The organism is Sphingomonas sp. URHD0057, from assembly GCF_000620665.1.
GTDB lineage: Bacteria > Pseudomonadota > Alphaproteobacteria > Sphingomonadales > Sphingomonadaceae > Sphingomicrobium.
Genome location: NZ_JIAU01000006.1, coordinates 231,807 through 246,775, shown reverse-complemented (window position 1 = coordinate 246,775; position 14,969 = coordinate 231,807). Strand labels below are relative to the sequence as shown.

The 14,969-nt window shown below is 65.1% G+C and carries 18 protein-coding genes and 1 pseudogene; 9 read left to right on the top strand and 10 right to left on the bottom strand.

Going from position 1 to position 14,969, the window contains the following annotated elements; translation table 11 throughout:
• Nucleotides 1-38: 38 nt before the first annotated feature.
• The 4 genes from N539_RS0105190 to aroQ are packed head-to-tail and all read right to left on the bottom strand — an operon-like array spanning nt 39 to nt 2,747.
• Nucleotides 39-431 (bottom strand): ACT domain-containing protein, encoded by a 393-nt coding sequence (locus N539_RS0105190; RefSeq protein ID WP_051531437.1) that lies wholly within the window; start codon nt 429-431, stop codon nt 39-41.
• Nucleotides 413-1,756, bottom strand: a complete 1,344-nt coding sequence (gene accC / locus N539_RS0105185; protein WP_028969410.1) for an acetyl-CoA carboxylase biotin carboxylase subunit — start codon at nt 1,754-1,756, stop codon at nt 413-415. Before accC ends, N539_RS0105190 begins: the two co-directional genes overlap by 19 nt.
• 10 nt (nt 1,757-1,766) lie before the next feature.
• Nucleotides 1,767-2,228, bottom strand: coding sequence for an acetyl-CoA carboxylase biotin carboxyl carrier protein (accB, locus tag N539_RS0105180; RefSeq protein WP_028969409.1), 462 nt, complete (start codon nt 2,226-2,228; stop codon nt 1,767-1,769).
• Nucleotides 2,229-2,276: 48 nt separating this feature from the next.
• The gene (aroQ, locus tag N539_RS15560; protein ID WP_051531435.1) at nt 2,277-2,747 is read right to left on the bottom strand and encodes a type II 3-dehydroquinate dehydratase; all 471 of its coding nucleotides are present in this window, start codon (nt 2,745-2,747) and stop codon (nt 2,277-2,279) included.
• 39 nt (nt 2,748-2,786) lie between these two features.
• Here aroQ and thiS point away from each other — a divergent pair.
• The 3 genes and pseudogenes from thiS to N539_RS0105155 all read left to right on the top strand — a co-directional run bounded on the left by thiS (nt 2,787) and on the right by N539_RS0105155 (nt 4,460).
• A pseudogene (thiS, locus tag N539_RS0105165) lies at nt 2,787-3,797 on the top strand (sulfur carrier protein ThiS).
• Nucleotides 3,798-3,824: 27 nt separating this feature from the next.
• Complete coding sequence (locus N539_RS0105160; protein ID WP_028969406.1) at nt 3,825-4,067, top strand: AbrB/MazE/SpoVT family DNA-binding domain-containing protein; 243 nt, start codon at nt 3,825-3,827, stop codon at nt 4,065-4,067.
• A complete protein-coding gene (locus N539_RS0105155) occupies nt 4,068-4,460 on the top strand; it encodes a PIN domain-containing protein (protein ID WP_028969405.1) in 393 nt (130 codons plus the stop codon).
• On the opposite strand, the gene N539_RS0105150 is transcribed toward N539_RS0105155, so the two are convergent.
• The 3 genes from N539_RS0105150 to N539_RS0105140 are packed head-to-tail and all read right to left on the bottom strand — an operon-like array spanning nt 4,457 to nt 7,175.
• Nucleotides 4,457-5,344, bottom strand: coding sequence for a hypothetical protein (locus N539_RS0105150; protein ID WP_156029768.1), 888 nt, complete (start codon nt 5,342-5,344; stop codon nt 4,457-4,459). The genes N539_RS0105155 and N539_RS0105150 overlap by 4 nt on opposite strands.
• Nucleotides 5,345-5,386: 42 nt before the next feature.
• Nucleotides 5,387-6,331: a hypothetical protein gene (locus N539_RS0105145; RefSeq protein WP_028969403.1), complete on the bottom strand. Its 945-nt coding sequence runs from the start codon at nt 6,329-6,331 to the stop codon at nt 5,387-5,389.
• Between the two features lie 37 nt (nt 6,332-6,368).
• On the bottom strand, nt 6,369-7,175 hold the full coding sequence (locus N539_RS0105140) for a class I SAM-dependent methyltransferase (protein WP_028969402.1): 807 nt from the start codon (nt 7,173-7,175) through the stop codon (nt 6,369-6,371).
• A gap of 63 nt (nt 7,176-7,238) precedes the next feature.
• Between N539_RS0105140 and N539_RS18940 the strand changes: the two genes are divergently transcribed.
• From N539_RS18940 to N539_RS0105120, 4 genes are all read left to right on the top strand, one after another.
• A complete protein-coding gene (locus tag N539_RS18940; protein WP_028969401.1) occupies nt 7,239-7,892 on the top strand; it encodes a protein-L-isoaspartate(D-aspartate) O-methyltransferase in 654 nt (217 codons plus the stop codon).
• Complete coding sequence (locus N539_RS0105130) at nt 7,885-9,225, top strand: erythromycin esterase family protein (RefSeq protein WP_028969400.1); 1,341 nt, start codon at nt 7,885-7,887, stop codon at nt 9,223-9,225. Before N539_RS18940 ends, N539_RS0105130 begins: the two co-directional genes overlap by 8 nt.
• Nucleotides 9,226-9,235: 10 nt before the next feature.
• The gene (locus tag N539_RS0105125) at nt 9,236-9,610 is read left to right on the top strand and encodes a YybH family protein (RefSeq protein WP_028969399.1); all 375 of its coding nucleotides are present in this window, start codon (nt 9,236-9,238) and stop codon (nt 9,608-9,610) included.
• 100 nt (nt 9,611-9,710) lie between these two features.
• Entirely contained in the window at nt 9,711-9,899 is a 189-nt protein-coding gene (locus N539_RS0105120) for a hypothetical protein (protein ID WP_028969398.1), read from the top strand.
• On the opposite strand, the gene N539_RS15555 is transcribed toward N539_RS0105120, so the two are convergent.
• Nucleotides 9,896-10,372, bottom strand: coding sequence for a GNAT family N-acetyltransferase (locus tag N539_RS15555; RefSeq protein WP_051531429.1), 477 nt, complete (start codon nt 10,370-10,372; stop codon nt 9,896-9,898). The genes N539_RS0105120 and N539_RS15555 overlap by 4 nt on opposite strands.
• Nucleotide 10,373: 1 nt before the next feature.
• Nucleotides 10,374-12,038 carry a thiamine pyrophosphate-binding protein gene (locus tag N539_RS0105110; protein WP_028969397.1) on the bottom strand — a complete coding sequence of 555 codons (1,665 nt, stop codon included), beginning with the start codon at nt 12,036-12,038 and terminating at the stop codon, nt 10,374-10,376.
• 157 nt (nt 12,039-12,195) lie between these two features.
• On the opposite strand from N539_RS0105110, the gene N539_RS15550 reads away from it, so the two are divergent.
• The gene (locus tag N539_RS15550) at nt 12,196-12,669 is read left to right on the top strand and encodes a hypothetical protein (protein ID WP_037552152.1); all 474 of its coding nucleotides are present in this window, start codon (nt 12,196-12,198) and stop codon (nt 12,667-12,669) included.
• A 79-nt stretch (nt 12,670-12,748) separates the two neighbouring features.
• Nucleotides 12,749-13,237, top strand: a complete 489-nt coding sequence (locus N539_RS0105100) for a PilZ domain-containing protein (RefSeq protein WP_028969396.1) — start codon at nt 12,749-12,751, stop codon at nt 13,235-13,237.
• 32 nt (nt 13,238-13,269) lie between these two features.
• Here N539_RS0105100 and N539_RS0105095 read toward each other — a convergent pair whose 3' ends face one another.
• A complete protein-coding gene (locus N539_RS0105095; protein ID WP_156029767.1) occupies nt 13,270-14,751 on the bottom strand; it encodes a hypothetical protein in 1,482 nt (493 codons plus the stop codon).
• Nucleotides 14,752-14,969: the final 218 nt, after the last annotated feature.

The window sequence follows — 14,969 nt, the reverse complement described above, 5'->3', positions numbered from 1 at the left end:
CTTGGAAACGCGCGCGGAGGCGGAAAGTTTGCGCGGGGCTAGCTGCGTCCGTGCGACAAAGCGTGAAGCGCCCCAAGCGCTTCGTCGCGTAGGTTCCAGGGCACGAACAGATGATCGTGGAAGGTTGCGGCGATGACGTTCGACGGGATGCGCCGGTCGGCAAGCGAGGCGGCAACCGCGGCGGTCAGCCCGACCGAGCTCAGGCTCGAGTGGATCTTGAGCGTGATCCGGGCCCAGTCGCCTTCGGGATCGACCTTGACCAGAGTCGTCGCCTCCTCCTCGCGGATGAGCGCGAACGCGTTGCTGTCGAGCGTCGCTCCGCTCGCCAACGTGAAGGTGAACCGCCGGGCGTCCACCGCCGGCGCGAGGCCGGCGAGCAACCGCTGAAGATCGGTCTCGCCGCCGTCGGGGCTCAGGCTTTCTCCAGCCATGCCTCTAGCCATTTGATGGTGTAATCGCCGGCCAGGAACTCGGGGTCGCGGACCAGCTTCTGGTGGAGCGGGATGGTGGTCTTCATGCCCTCGACGACGAACTCCTCGAGCGCGCGGCGCATGCGCATGATGCAGTCCTCGCGCGTCATCCCGTAAACGATCAGCTTCCCGATCATGCTGTCGTAATAAGGCGGGACCTTATAGCCGGTGTAGAGGCCGCTATCGACGCGGACATGCATGCCACCTGGGGCTACATAATTCTTCACCAGGCCGGGCGAGGGCGCGAAGGTGACGGGGTCCTCGGCGTTGATCCGGCATTCCATGGCATGGCCGTGCAGATGGACCTGGTCCTGGGTGCAGGACAGCCCTTCGCCGGAAGCGACGCGGATCTGCTCGCGCACCAGGTCGATGTCGCTGATCATCTCGGTCACCGGATGCTCGACCTGGAGCCGAGTATTCATCTCGATGAAGTAGAATTCGCCGTTCTCGTAGAGGAACTCGATCGTCCCGGCGCCGCGATAGCTCATCTCGCTCATCGCGGTGCGGACGATCTCGCCCATCCGGTGGCGCTCTTTCTTGCTGAGCGCGGGCGAGGGCGCTTCCTCGAGCACCTTCTGGTGGCGGCGCTGGAGCGAGCAGTCGCGCTCGCCCAAATGGATCGCATTGCCCTCGCCGTCGCCGAACACCTGAAACTCGATGTGCCGCGGGTCGGCGAGATACTTCTCCATGTAGACGGTGTCGTCGCCGAAGGCGGAGCGCGCTTCCGCTGCGGCCTGGCTCATCAGGCTTTCGAGCTGGTCTTCGGCCTCGACGACCTTCATGCCCCGGCCGCCGCCGCCCGATGCCGCCTTGATGAGGACCGGATAGCCGATCTCGTCCGCGAGCTCATGCGCTTGCTTGACGCTTACGATCGCGCCTTCGGAGCCCGGAACGAGGGGCAGGCCGAGCTTGGCCGCCGTTCGCTTGGCCTCGATCTTGTCGCCCATCATCCGGATGTGCTCCGGCTTGGGCCCGACCCAGATGATGTTGTGGCTCTCGACGATCTCCGCGAACTGCGCGTTCTCGGACAGGAAGCCGTAGCCGGGGTGGATCGCGTCGGCGTGGACGATCTCGGCGGCCGAGATGATGTTGGGAATGTTGAGGTAGGATTCGGTCGCCGGCGGCGGGCCGATGCAGACGGTCTCGTCGGCGAGGCGGACGTGCATCGCGTCGGCATCGGCGGTCGAGTGAACCGCGACCGTCTTGATACCCATTTCGTGGCAGGCGCGGTGGATCCTGAGCGCGATCTCGCCGCGGTTGGCGATCAGCAGCTTCTGGATCTTCACGCCGACGGTCCTAGCCGATGATCAGCAGCGGTTGGTCGAACTCGACCGGCTGCGCGTCGGCGACCATGATCTCCTTCACGACGCCGCCCTCCGGCGCGGTGATCGGGTTCATCACCTTCATCGCCTCAATGATGCACAGGGTGTCGCCGGCTTTGACCGGCTTGCCGACCTCGATGAACGGCTTCGCGCCCGGCTCGGGTGACAGAAACGCAGTGCCGACCATCGGCGATTTGACCGCGTGGCCCGAAACTTCCTCTTCCTGCGTCCCGAGATCTTCCTTGGCATGCGCCGGCGGGCCCGAAAGCGCGGGCGCGACGGCGGGCGGGGCCATCATTGGCGCCGAACCATAGATTGGCGCCGGCTCGCGGCTGACCTTGATCCGTCGCGCGCCGTCCTGGACTTCGATCTCCGTCAGCTCATTGTCGGTAAGCAGGCGCGCAAGCTCGCGCACCAAAGCGGGATCGATCTGCATGTCGCCATTTTTCGCAGGTTTGGGCGATTGGGCCATGGCTTGCATCCCCTATTGAATCTGGCCCTTGGCCTGCGTGGCCGCTCCCTTGCAGAGGTGCGCCGCCGCGTCCAGTGCGAGGAGGTACCCCAAGGCCCCAAGGCCGACGATCGAGCCGCGCGCGACCTGGCCAAGAAGGCTGGTGCGACGAAAGCCCTCGCGGGCGTAGATATTGGTCAGGTGAACCTCGATCACCGGGATCGGCAGCGCGGCGACGGCGTCGCGGATCGCGATCGAGCTGTGGGCGTAGGCGCCGGCATTGATCACGACCGCCGAGGCCTTGGCCATCGCTTCCTGGACCCAGTCGACCATCACGCCCTCGTGGTTGGACTGGCGGACGTCGAGCTGGAGCTTCAGCGCCTTGGCGCGCTGCTCCATCATCCCGCGGATGTCGTCGAGGGTCTGGGTGCCGTAGAGGCGCGGCTCGCGGCTTCCGAGCAGGTTGAGGTTCGGGCCGTTCAGTACGAAAACAAGGTCGGTCATTTGCAGCGCCGCGTGGACCTTCCTATCTGCACTTTGTCAATGTCGGACCTGCAAAGCCTGGGGATAAGGGTGAACGGCGAGCAGCGCCGGGTGCCGAGCGGACTCAGCATCGCCGAGATGCTGGGCGAGCTTGGGCTCGACCCGTTGCGGGTCGCCGTCGAGCGCAACCTGGAGATCGTCCCTCGTTCGACGCTCGGCCAGGTCGGCGTCGAAGAGGGCGACGATTATGAGATCGTGCATTTCGTGGGAGGCGGCTGAGTGAACGCTCCGCAATCAGTTCAATCCGATGCGTGGACCGTCGCCGGACGGACTTTCACCTCGCGGCTCATCGTCGGCACCGGCAAGTACAAGAGCCTCGAAGAGAACGCGGCCGCGGTCGAGGCGTCGGGCGCGGAGATCGTCACCGTCGCCGTTCGCCGCGTCAACATCTCGGACCCGAGCCAGCCGCGGCTGACCGACTTCATCGACCCGAACAAGGTCACCTATCTGCCCAACACCGCCGGCTGCTTCACGGCCGAGGACGCGATCCGGACATTGCGCCTCGCGCGCGAGGCGGGCGGCTGGAATCTCGTCAAGCTCGAGGTGCTCGGCGAGGCCAAGACGCTCTACCCCGACATGCGCGAAACTCTGAAAGCGACCGAGACCCTCGTGAAAGAGGGTTTCGAGCCGATGGTGTATTGCGTCGATGACCCGATCGCCGCCAAGCAGCTCGAAGAAGCGGGTGCAGTCGCGATCATGCCGCTCGGGGCGCCAATCGGTTCGGGCCTCGGCATCCAGAACCGCGTGACCATCCGCCTGATCGTCGAGGGCGCCAGCGTGCCGGTGCTGGTCGACGCCGGCGTGGGCACGGCGAGCGACGCTGCGCAGGCGATGGAGCTGGGCTGCGACGGTGTCCTCATGAACACGGCCATCGCCGAGGCCAAGGAGCCGGTGCTGATGGCGCGGGCGATGAAGGCCGCGGTCGAGGCGGGGCGGCTCGCCTACCTCGCCGGACGCATGCAAAAGCGGCTTTACGCCGACCCGAGCAGCCCGCTGGCGGGATTGATTTAGGGTGTATATACGCGTATATACATAGAGATGATTGAGGTCGACAGCAAAACATTCAAGAGCGGCAACAGCGAGGCTGTCAGATTGCCGAAAGAAGTTGCGCTCGGCCCTGACATCGAGGTCACGATTCGCAAGGTCGGCGACACGCTAACGATTGCTCCGAAACGCAAAAAGACGATCGCAGGCCTCATTGCCGCGCTCGAGCGCCTGCCGAAGCCCGACAAACCGTGGAAGCGTGAGCGGATCATCTTCCCCAAGCGCAAGTGGGACTGATTGCCCATCCTTCTGGATACGAGCGTTGCCGTAGCGTTGCTTGAGGGCGCTCCCGCCTTAATCGAGCGCAGGCGCGATCAGAACGACACCGCTTACCTTTCCGCGGTCTCACGTGTTGAGCTAATTCCCGGGCTTTATGTTGAGGGAAAGCTGCGGCGCGATCGTGCCGACCGTCTCACCTCGTTTCTTGGCGAAGTGGAAGAACTGCCTTTCGATCAGCTCGAGGTCGAGGCATATGAGCGGATCATCGCTGCAACAGGGTTTTCCCGCCGGCTCGTCGTCGACCGGATGATCGGCGCCACCGCGCTTGCCAACGATCTGACATTGGCGACGCTCAATTCGCGCGATTTTCGCGATATTCCAGGGTTGATGATCGAGGATTGGTCGGCCTAGCGCAACAGCGGCTCCAGCGCGTTTCCGAAATCCTGGCAAAGGGCGCGGGTGCCGTCGGCGTCATAGTGGAATTCGTCGATGAAACCGATGGCGTTGGTCTTGCCCGGACCCGCTAGAGGCACGCCGAGCGCCTCGGCCACCGCTTTGCGCCGCGAGTGATAGTCCTCGACGAAGCTCCGGTGGGTCGCGAACTGCCGTTCCTGGCTGGGGTTGAAGGGCTTGCCCAGCTCGGACTGGATCTCGAGCTCGCTCGGGTTCGTCTTTTCGAAGAAGGTCGTGTCGTCGGCGAGCACCAGCGCAATTTTGTTGGCGCGGCAGACCTGGGCGACGGAGCGGATCCACAGCGAGGTGAAGTTGAGCAGGGCAGGCATCTGCTGCTTCGCTGCCGGGCGCCCGCCGCGTTCCTTCAGGACCATCTGGATCTGCTTGAGGTTGGGCGGGCCGAAAATCGGATCGGCAATCGAGGTGTAGCAAAAGCTGGTGAAGTCGCCGCCGCTGATGTGGACGACGGCGGCGGGCGGCTCGGCCGATCGCGCGATGATGCTGAGCAGGATCGAGAAGAGGTTGCGGCTATTGCCTTCAGGAAGGCCGACATTGGCGAACGGAAAGCCGAACCGCTCGGCCAGCAGTGACGGCATGGTGTTCTCATTGCCGCCAAGCCCAAAACCATAAACACTGCTCGGCCCGAGCACGAGCCCGTAGCGGTCGCGTTTGGTGCAATCGGCGACGCTTAGAGTCTCGCCCTTGAAGCTGCTGTGGCGGAAGCCGCCACGATCGGTCGAAAAGGCATCGCAGCGGAGGTTGGTGCCGTAAAAGACGACATCGCCGCGGTGAACCCAGCGGCGATTGCGGATGAACTGGCGGACTTCCGGGCGAAGCCGCATGATATTTTGATAATTGGCCAAAACCTTAGCCTGGAATGACCGTCATTCAGCGCTCGCCAGGGCCGCCGTCGCCGAATTCGCCTTGAGCAGCGGTTCCAGTGCATCGCCGACCGCGTTGGCCAGCAGGCGAGTGCCAGGCGCATCACAATGAAACTCGTCGACGAAGGTCATGTCATTGGTGAGCGCCAAGCCCGCCAGGGGCACATTCAGCTGATCCGCGACTTCCTTGCGCCGGCCGTAGAAGGCGTCGCCGAAGCGGCGGTGGTTCTGGAATTGGCGGACTTGCACCTTGTTCACCGGTTTGCCCAGCCCGAATTCCGTCTCGCCAGCGCTGGCGGAGGACTTGTCGAAGAAGGTGCTGTCGTGCCCCAGGACTACCGGAACGTTATGCGCGCGGCAGGCCTCGACGATTGCCGCAATCCATAGCGACGAGAAGGCAAGCAGGTCGGGCAGATGCCGGTCGGGGTCGCGAAATGGTTGACCCTCTTGCACGGCGGCCTTGAACACGAGCCTGCCCGGCGATCCGAACACCGGATCGGACGACGATGTGCGGCAGAAGCTTGAGTAATCGCCGCCGCTGAAATGAACCACCGCCGCCGGGGGCTGGGCGCTCCGCGGGAGCAGGCTCATCAGCAAGGTATAGAGGTTCCGGCTATTGCCCGCCGGCATCCCCAGGTTCGCGAACGGAAACCCGAAGCGCTCCGCCAGCAGCGACGGCAGGGTATTTTCGTTTCCGACAACGCCGAAACCGTAAATGTTGCTCGCGCCAAGCACGACTCCGTAGCGATCGCTTTTCTGGCAATCTGCGAGGGAAAATCGCGCGCCGTTGCAGGTTGAATGCCGAAAACCCGCGCCATCGATTGAAAAGGCGCCACAGTTCACATTCGGCTTGTAAACGAGCGCCTCTCCGCGGTGCACCCACTCGCGATTTTGGATGAATTCTCGCAGCATCGGCTGCTGCCGCACCAGTTTTTGATAGTTCGCCATGGGCTTAGCTTAGCGAAAGTGAGACGTTCGCCAAGCGTTAGTGCGTGGCGGTGACGATATGCGCCGACATTGGCGCGTCGATTGCTCCATCCTGCTCGAACGCGCGGAACTTGCGCTCGATCATCTCCATCGCCCGCTCGAGGCTCCCGGGCTCGCGATCCTGCAACTCGACGCCCATCGGCGTGCCGTAGCAAAGCGCGGAGGCCGCATCATGAGCGGAGGCGCTGCGGCTCCGCTTCTCGACGGTCTCGACGCGAATGTCGGCGAATCCGGCGGCACGAAGGTCGCCCTCGATCATCGCCGGGTCGGCATAGCAATACGGGCCTTCGCGCATGAACAGCGGCGGATCTTCGGGAAACAGCTCGACTAGCGTCTGCTGCGCAATATCGCTCAGCGAGCAGCTCTCGATCCGGTCCCAAATCGCCAGCAGATAGTGCCCGCCGCTGCGCAACACGCGGCGCGCTTCGGAATGCGCGCGGACCCGGTCGGGGAAGAACATCGCGCCGAACTGGCAGACGACCAGGTCGAAGCTCGCATCCTCGAACGGCAGCTCCTGAGCGTCCGCCGCGACGTAGCGGACCTGGTTCGACCCGAGCCGCTCGGCAGCGACGTCGAGCATCGGCTGGTTGAGGTCGGTAGCGACGATCTCGGCGCCGGGCAGCGCCTCGTGAAGCGCTTCGGTGACGGCCCCGGTCCCGGCCGCGGTCTCCAGGATCCGCTGCGGGCGAAACTCGCTCGCGCGCCGCGCCAGCTCTTCCGCGTAGGGGCGGAAAATAAGCGGGACCATGAGCCGGTCGTAGCTGACCGGCACGGACCCGGAAAATCTCAACTCCTGGTCTTTCATCGGAACGGCCCCCTTCGCTCGCGGGTTTCCCATCCGTCCGGAGGTGGACCCATGGTCCTGGGCATGACAGACTTTTCCCGCGAGCGCGAGGCGATGGTCGAGCGCCACCTGAAGCGCCGCGGGATTACCGAGCCGCATATCGTCAATGCCTTTCTCGCGGTGCCGCGCGAGGAATTCGTCAGCCCGGACTATGCGCATCTCGCCTACGGCGACCATCCACTGCCGATCGAGGCGGGGCAGACCATCTCGCAGCCCTATGTCGTCGCGTTGATGATCCAGGCGGCGGCGATCAAGGGCGGCGACCAGGTGCTCGAGGTAGGCGCCGGCTCGGGCTACGCGGCGGCCGTGATCAGCCGCATCGCCGGGCAGGTGATCGCGATCGAGCGGCAGCACGATCTCATTGAGCTCGCGCGCCAGCGGCTCGAGCGGCTCGGCTATGACAATGTCGAGATCGTCGAGGGGGACGGCACCAAAGGCTGTCCCGATCGGGCGCCGTTCGATGCGATCCTCGCCGCGGCAAGCGGGAGCCACGTGCCGCGGGCGCTGGTCGGGCAGCTCGCGCCCAATGGCCGCATCGTGATGCCGATCGGCGATTCGGGTTGGGTGCAGGAGCTGGTCAAGGTGACCAAGAAGGACGACGGCATCCTGCGTCAGGAGAACCTTGGCGGGGTCCGCTTCGTGCCGTTGATCGGCGAGGAGGGCTGGAAGGATGATTGACGCCGACCTCGACCTGTTGCCGCGGCTGATCGCGCAGGCGGCCGAGCCGCTGCCCGAAATCGACGATCGCACCTTCGGCGAGTTCTTCGACCGGTTCGCCGACGCGCGCGTCGTGTTCCTGGGCGAGGCGAGCCACGGAACGAGCGAATTCTATCGCGCCCGTGCGGCTATTTCTCGCCACCTGATCGAGAAGCACGGGTTCACCATCGTCGCGGTCGAGGGCGACTGGCCCGATGCGGCGACGCTCGACCGCTACGTCCGCCACCGGCCGCCGCGCGAAGGCGAGTTTCGCGCCTTCGAACGCTTCCCGACCTGGATGTGGCGCAACGAGGAGGTCGATGCGTTCATCCGCTGGCTCCGCGGCCACAATGAGGAGCGCGCCTACGACAAGATGGCGGGCTTCTACGGACTCGACCTCTACAATTTGTCCGCGTCGATGCGCGCGGTGATCGACTTCCTCGAGCATGAGGATCCCGAGCTCGCCCGCCTCGCGCATCGCCGTTACGGCTGCCTCGACCCCTGGGCCGAGGAGCCGGCGCTCTACGGCCGCCATTCGCTAATTGAGGGCTATGCGCGGTGCGAGGTCGGGGTGATCCAGATGCTCAAGGACCTCCTCCAGCGCGACGTCGATTGCTTCGCCGAGGAGTGCGACGAGTGGCTCGACGCGCAGGCCAATGCGCGGCTGGTGAAGAATGCCGAGGCCTATTACCGCGTCATGTACCACGGAGCGGCGGAGAGCTGGAATTTGCGCGACACGCACATGTTCGAGACGCTGAACATGATCCTCGACGCCAAGGGCCCCAATGCGAAGGCGATCGTGTGGGCGCACAACAGCCATATCGGCAACGCCGCCTTCACCGACATGGGAATGCACCGCGACGAGCTCAACATCGGCCAGCTGGCGAAGGAGAAATTCGGCGCCGAGGCGCGGCTGGTCGGCTTCGGCACGCATACCGGCACCGTCGCCGCCGCCGACGATTGGGACGGACCGATGAAGATCAAGCGAGTCCGCCCCTCGATGCCCGAGAGCCATGAGCGGATGAGCCATGACAGCGAAGTGCCGAGCTTCCTCCTCGACCTGCGCGAAGGCGAGCGCGACGAGGGGCTCGCGAGCGAGCTGATGAAGCCGCGGCTCGAGCGGTTCATCGGCGTCATCTATCGGCCCGAGTCCGAGCGCTGGAGCCACTACAGCGAGGCGATCCTGCCGAAACAGTTCGATGCGTGGGTATGGTTCGACGAGACGCATGCCGTGACACCGCTGCCGGGCGCGCAGCGGCCCGGCGAGCCGCATGTGCTGAGCGGCGACGAAGAGACCTATCCGTTCGGCCTGTGAAGGAGGCGACATGAGCGACGACGAGCGCGCGATCCGTGACGTCGTGGATCGGTGGATGGCGGCGAGCAGGGCGGGCGATACCCCGGCCGTGCTCGACCTCATGACCGACGACGTGATCTTCATGACGCCCGGCCGCGAGCCGTTTGGCAAGGAGCAGTTCGCGGCTCAATCGGCGTCGCTCAAGGGCATGGAGATCGATGGCCGCGCCGACACGGTCGAGATCGAGGTGCTCGGAGACCGCGCCTGGATCCGCAACCGCCTCGACATGACGATGACGCCGGCCGGGGGCGAGCCCGTTCACCGCGCCAGCTACACCCTGACCATCCTCAAACGGTGCGATGATGGCCGCTGGCGTTTGTTCCGCGACGCCAACCTCGTGACCTAATCCGGGAATTTCTTCACACTGGACAAACATTCCGGGAGCGAATCGTCGCTATCGCGCGTATCCGATTGCGTGCTCGGGATATTTGTCGCGGAGCGAGGGAATGCCGCATAGACGAAAGGTCAAGAAGGGCAGCTTCGGCGGTCACTTCGACGAGCTGGTGGACCAGTTTCCGGAGCTGGAGACGAAGCCGAGCAATCGCGGGGCGCGCGATCGTAAGCAGAAGGAGAAGCTCGACGTGCATGCCGCGTTGTTCGAACAAGCATGGCGCCTGGACCGCACCGACGGCTAAGCGCGGTTGAGCGCCTTCTCGAACCAATGATGAGCGTAGAGTTCATCGTTGAAGGGCTCGACTTCCGTATAGCCCGACGAGCGGTAGAGCCGTTGCGCCTCGGCGAGCGCCTTGTGCGTCTCGAGCCTGGCGAAGCGATATCCGAGCGACTGGGCCTTTTCTTCCAGCGCACTCAGTAGCTTCCGCCCAACGCCCAATCCGCGAGCCTCGGGAGCCACCCACATGCGCTTCAGGTAAGCAGCGTCGGCGCCAAGCGGCGTGAATCCGCCACACGCGACCGGCGCTCCATCGGCGTAGATCACAAGAAAGCAGCCGTTCGGCGGCGCGAATTCGTCGAGCGTATGGAGGATGCTCTTGCCCGGATCGAAGCCTTCCTCGAAGCGCTTTCGCAGCTCGCTATAATAGCGCTCCAGGCAATGTTGCGCCGTTGGGCTGGTGACGGGTTCTTCGGCAATGCGGATGTCGGCGGCCAATTCAGCCCTTGGATTTCGCGCGCAATTTCGAGATGGTCGTCGCATTGGTGATCTGCTCGACGTCGGTCTTGCAGTGGATCAGGCGCAGGCCCTTGGCGCCGAGCGTACGGTCGAGCGCGGGCGCGAACTCGTCGGTCCTGGTCACCGTTTCGGCAACGCTTGCACCATAGGCCCTGGCCAGCGCCGCGAAGTCGGGATTGCTGAGGCCGGTGCCCGAAATTCGCTCGGGATAGTCGCGCTCCTGGTGCATGCGGATGGTGCCGTAGCTGCCGTTGTCGACGACGATCACGAGCAGGTTCGCGCCATGCTGAACGGCGGTGGCGAGCTCCTGGCCGTTCATCAGGAAATCGCCGTCGCCGGCGACCGCCACGACCGGCCGGTCTTTGAACCGCAGGGCGCCCGCGACCGCGGCCGGAACGCCATAGCCCATGGTCCCGCTGGTCGGCGCGAGCTGGGTCGGCATCGCGCCGTAGCGCCAGTAGCGGTGCCACCAGCCGGAGAAATTGCCGGCGCCGTTGCAGATGATCGCGTTCGGCGGGAGCTTGTCGCGCATTGCCGCAACGCACGGGCCGAGGTCGAGGGCGACTCCGTCGCGCGCCGTGGGCTCGGACCAGTCAAGCCATTGCCGGTGCGCGTCCTCCCCACATGAGAAGCGCACGCAGTCGGGATCCATCCACTCGTCGATCATCTCGGCGAACTCGCCCATGTCGGCGCAGATCGGCAGGTCGGCGTGATAGACGCGGCCGAGTTCGTTGGGGTCGGGATGGACGTGAACCAGCGTCTGGCCCGGGTGATCGGGGGTGATCAGCGTGTACCCGTCGGTGGTCGCTTCGCCCAGCCGGGGGCCGATAGCGAGGACCAAATCGGCGTCGCGGATACGCTGCTGGAGCACGGGGTTGGGTCCGTAACCGAGGTTGCCGGCATAGACGCCGCAGGCATTGTCGATGGCGTCTTGACGCCGGAACGCGGCGGCGACCGGAATTCCGTGGCGGAAGGCGAAATTGGCGAAATGGTGACCGGCGCGGGGGCTCCAGTCGGCGCCGCCGACGATCGCAACGGGATTCGTCGCATCCTTCAGAAGCTCGAACATCGCCTGCACTGCGCCGGGATCGGGCGCTTCCGCCAGCGGCGGCACGGCGGGGCGATCCGCCGTTTCGACCTCATCGCGAAGCATGTCCTCGGGCAGCGCGAGCACGACCGGGCCGGGGCGCCCGGCCGTCGCGACACGCCAGGCGCGGGCGACATATTCAGGAATTCGCCGGGCATCCTCGATCCGCGCTGCCCATTTCGCGATCGGGCCGAAGAAGTCCGGGAAGTCGATTTCCTGGAACGCCTCGCGGTCGCGGTCGCCGCGCGCGACATCGCCGATGAACAGGATCATCGGGGTCGAATCCTGCATCGCGACATGGACTCCGCCGCTGGCGTTGGTCGCGCCGGGCCCGCGGGTGACGAAGGCGACGCCCGGACGGCCGGTCATCTTGCCGTCGGCGTCGGCCATGTAGGCGACGCCGCCTTCCTGCCGACAAACGACGAGGTCGATCTCGGGCGTGTCGTGGAGCGCGTCGAGAACGGCGAGGAAGCTCTCGCCGGGCACGGTGAAAATGCGGTCGCAGCCCTGGATCTTGAGCTGGTCGACGAGGATGCGGCCCCCGGTGCGTATCGTCATGCGCGGCGCTGTAGCTTCGGCGCTCTCACCCGTCACCCCCGCGAAGGCGCGGCAAGTGTCCGTCGCTTGACAAAGGCAACGCACCGCAGAAATGCAAACTTCATCTTCGCTCATGAGTTTGATTTGCACGACGAAAGTCAGAAATCAGGAGGAACTCATGTTGCGCAAACCACTCATGCTGGCGGCAGCGGGGGCGCTGATCATGGTTCAAGGCGCGGCGGGCGCCCAGACGGAGTGCGGCGGCATCTGGGCCGCGCGCTGCAACTTGCCGAAGGGCGGCAAGGCCAAGCCGGCCGACAAGAAGGCGAAAGATCCGACGCCTGCCGCCGACGCGGCCCCGGCCGCCAACGCTAACGCGAATAGCGCGGTTGCAGCGGATGCGAACGCCGCGGTCGTCGCGGGCGCCGGCGCGCTTGGCGCATCCAGCATTGCCGGAATCGCCGCCGGTCAGGCTGTCAAAGGCAGCGACGGATCGGTTCTCGGCAAGGTCAGCCAGGTCATGAAGGGGCCGGACGGGTCGATCAGCAAGGTGATCGTCACGTCGTCAACCGGCCGCAGCTTTCCGGTGGCCGCGGGCAAGCTCAGCGTTTCCGGTGGAGCGGTGATCGTCACCGACAGCAGCGGGCAGTAGGCCAAAGGTCTGAATCTGCCCGTTTGAGAACCATTTGTTCACCCTAGGGGCGCATCCAAGTGGCGAGAGTGAGCTCGCCATGACCGATTCTGCCGCACGATTCGATGGTTCGACCGATCGGCGCCGCGCGCCGCGCATGGCGATTCGGCTCAACGCATCGATCCGGGAGCCCGGCCGCAGCCGCACCGGCGCCAAGCTGATCGACATTTCAATGCACGGTTGCCGCGTTGAGATTACCTCGGGCGCATCGCAAGACACATGGGTCATGCTCAGCATCGCCGGCCTCGAGACCCAATATTGCCGCGTCGTTTGGCGCTGCCACGAATTTGCCGGCATCGAATTTGCGACGCCGCTCGCCGAGGCGGTCCTCGAGCGCCTCCTGCAGGACCAGCAGGAGCTGTCGGAGACCACGATCAGCGAGCTTCGCGCAATCGCCAATCGCGCGCACCATTTGTCGGTCCAGGAGGCCGATGACCGGCAGACGCTGACCGAGCTGTCGCGCAAATGCGCGGTCGATGCGGTGGTCGAGGGCCTGCGCCTCGGCGAAGCCAAACAGGCGAAAGGCTGAGACCCTCTCCCGCGATCGGGAGAGGTGATTCGTCAGGCGGCGCGCTTCTGACCGGTCAGGATTGGCGCGATTCCTCCCTCGGATTCGATGCGCTCGGCGAGCGTGCCGCGCGGCAGCTCCTCGTCGAACGCCCAGGCGAGGATCGCTTCGAGCTGCTTGATCGTCGCATCGTCGCACATGCCGTCGAACGCGAGCTTGACGACGGGCTTCATCGGCGAGCGCAGCTGGATCTTCAGGCCCTGGGCCTCGACCAGCCGCAGATAGTCTTCCGGCGCGTCTTCCGCGTCGAGCGCGAAATCGTAGGCCGCGCTGAGGCCCTCGTAGAGCGCCGCATTGGCGCGGAGCTTGGCCTGGCGCGCTTCGTCCGCCTTAGCGCGGACATCAGTCAGTTTGCTTTGCAAGGTCCCCTCCGGTGTTGATTCGACCTGGGTTATGAGTTCCATTTCAACCGGCTCATCGATTGCGACCGGTTCGGGCTCGGCTGCGAGCTCCGGCGCTTCATCCGCGACCGGCTCGGAAGCTTCCTCGATTGCGGCGGGCTCGGGCCCGGGCTCAGGCATTTCCACGATCGCATTTGGCTCCAGCTCAGGCGCTTCTTCGATTACGATCGGCTCCTCTTTGGGCGGTCCCTCGACCACCGCCTGCTCGTCCGGCTCGCCCGCCTCGAGGCGCGCGGTGTCCATGTCGAGTTCGACCTCGGCGGGACGGCCGTAGAAGCCGCTGGCGAGGCTCTCGAAGAATTTCTTGGAGAAGCCGGCCTTGCCAGCGGACGCGACCGGCGCAGTGCCGGGCTCCGGCTCAAAGTCAGAGTCGGTCTCGGCGATCGCTTGCGGCTCCATCGCCGCGTCCGGCTTCGGGGCAGTTTCCGGTTCGAGCTGGGAAACCTCCTCGGCAGCTTCGGGCTCTGCGAGCTCCGCGACGGCTTCCCAAATCGGCTGGGAAGGAGCTTCCTCGATCGACGTCGTAGCTTGTGTCGCCGTTTCTTCGGCGACTTCCGCTTCGGCCGTCACTTCGCCTGCCGCGGGGTCGAGGCTGACAAAGCCGTAGACGTAATCGATCCAGGTTCCGGTGGCGCTGAACGGCAGCAGCGTGACCCAGCAGCGGACCTTGCCCTCGGGGGTCTCGAACTTGTCCTCGAACGCGAACGCCTCGCGGCACGCGGCGACGACGGGCAAGCGGCTCGCCACGCACGACAGGAGCGACGGGTTCGGCGCGTCGCCGACCTTGGTGACATCGATGCCATTCTTGATGGCATGGCCGATGTGGCGGATCTCGGCGTCCTCGCCGCCGCCGATCATCTCGAGCAGGAGGCTGTACGGCCCGGCGTCGGAGATTTCGAGCGGGTCGAGATCGCGGATCGGCGGGAACTGGCGGTCGCGGCGAATCGACAGCCAGTAATTGAACACGCTGGCGTGCTTGCGGCGCTCGGCTGCGGCAATCGTCCTTAGCGAGCTCAACAAGGCTTCGGCCGAGGCGTCCTCGACCGGATTCATGTGTGGAACGGGCGCGCCCATCCTGTGCTTCCCCTCGCGTTTGAGTCGCGACTTTCGGCGCGGGGTTCTTAGAAAAGGTTAAGGCGGCGGGAGGTTTGTCCCGCCGTGGGACGAATTGGCCCCCAGGTCGGCGCGGGGCCGATCGGGCCTTGGCGCTTTGACTCTGCAAGAAGCCCCGGATAATTCCTCCGGCATCAGCGGTGCGCTCACATGGTGGCGGAACCGGTTGTTCTGGTCAG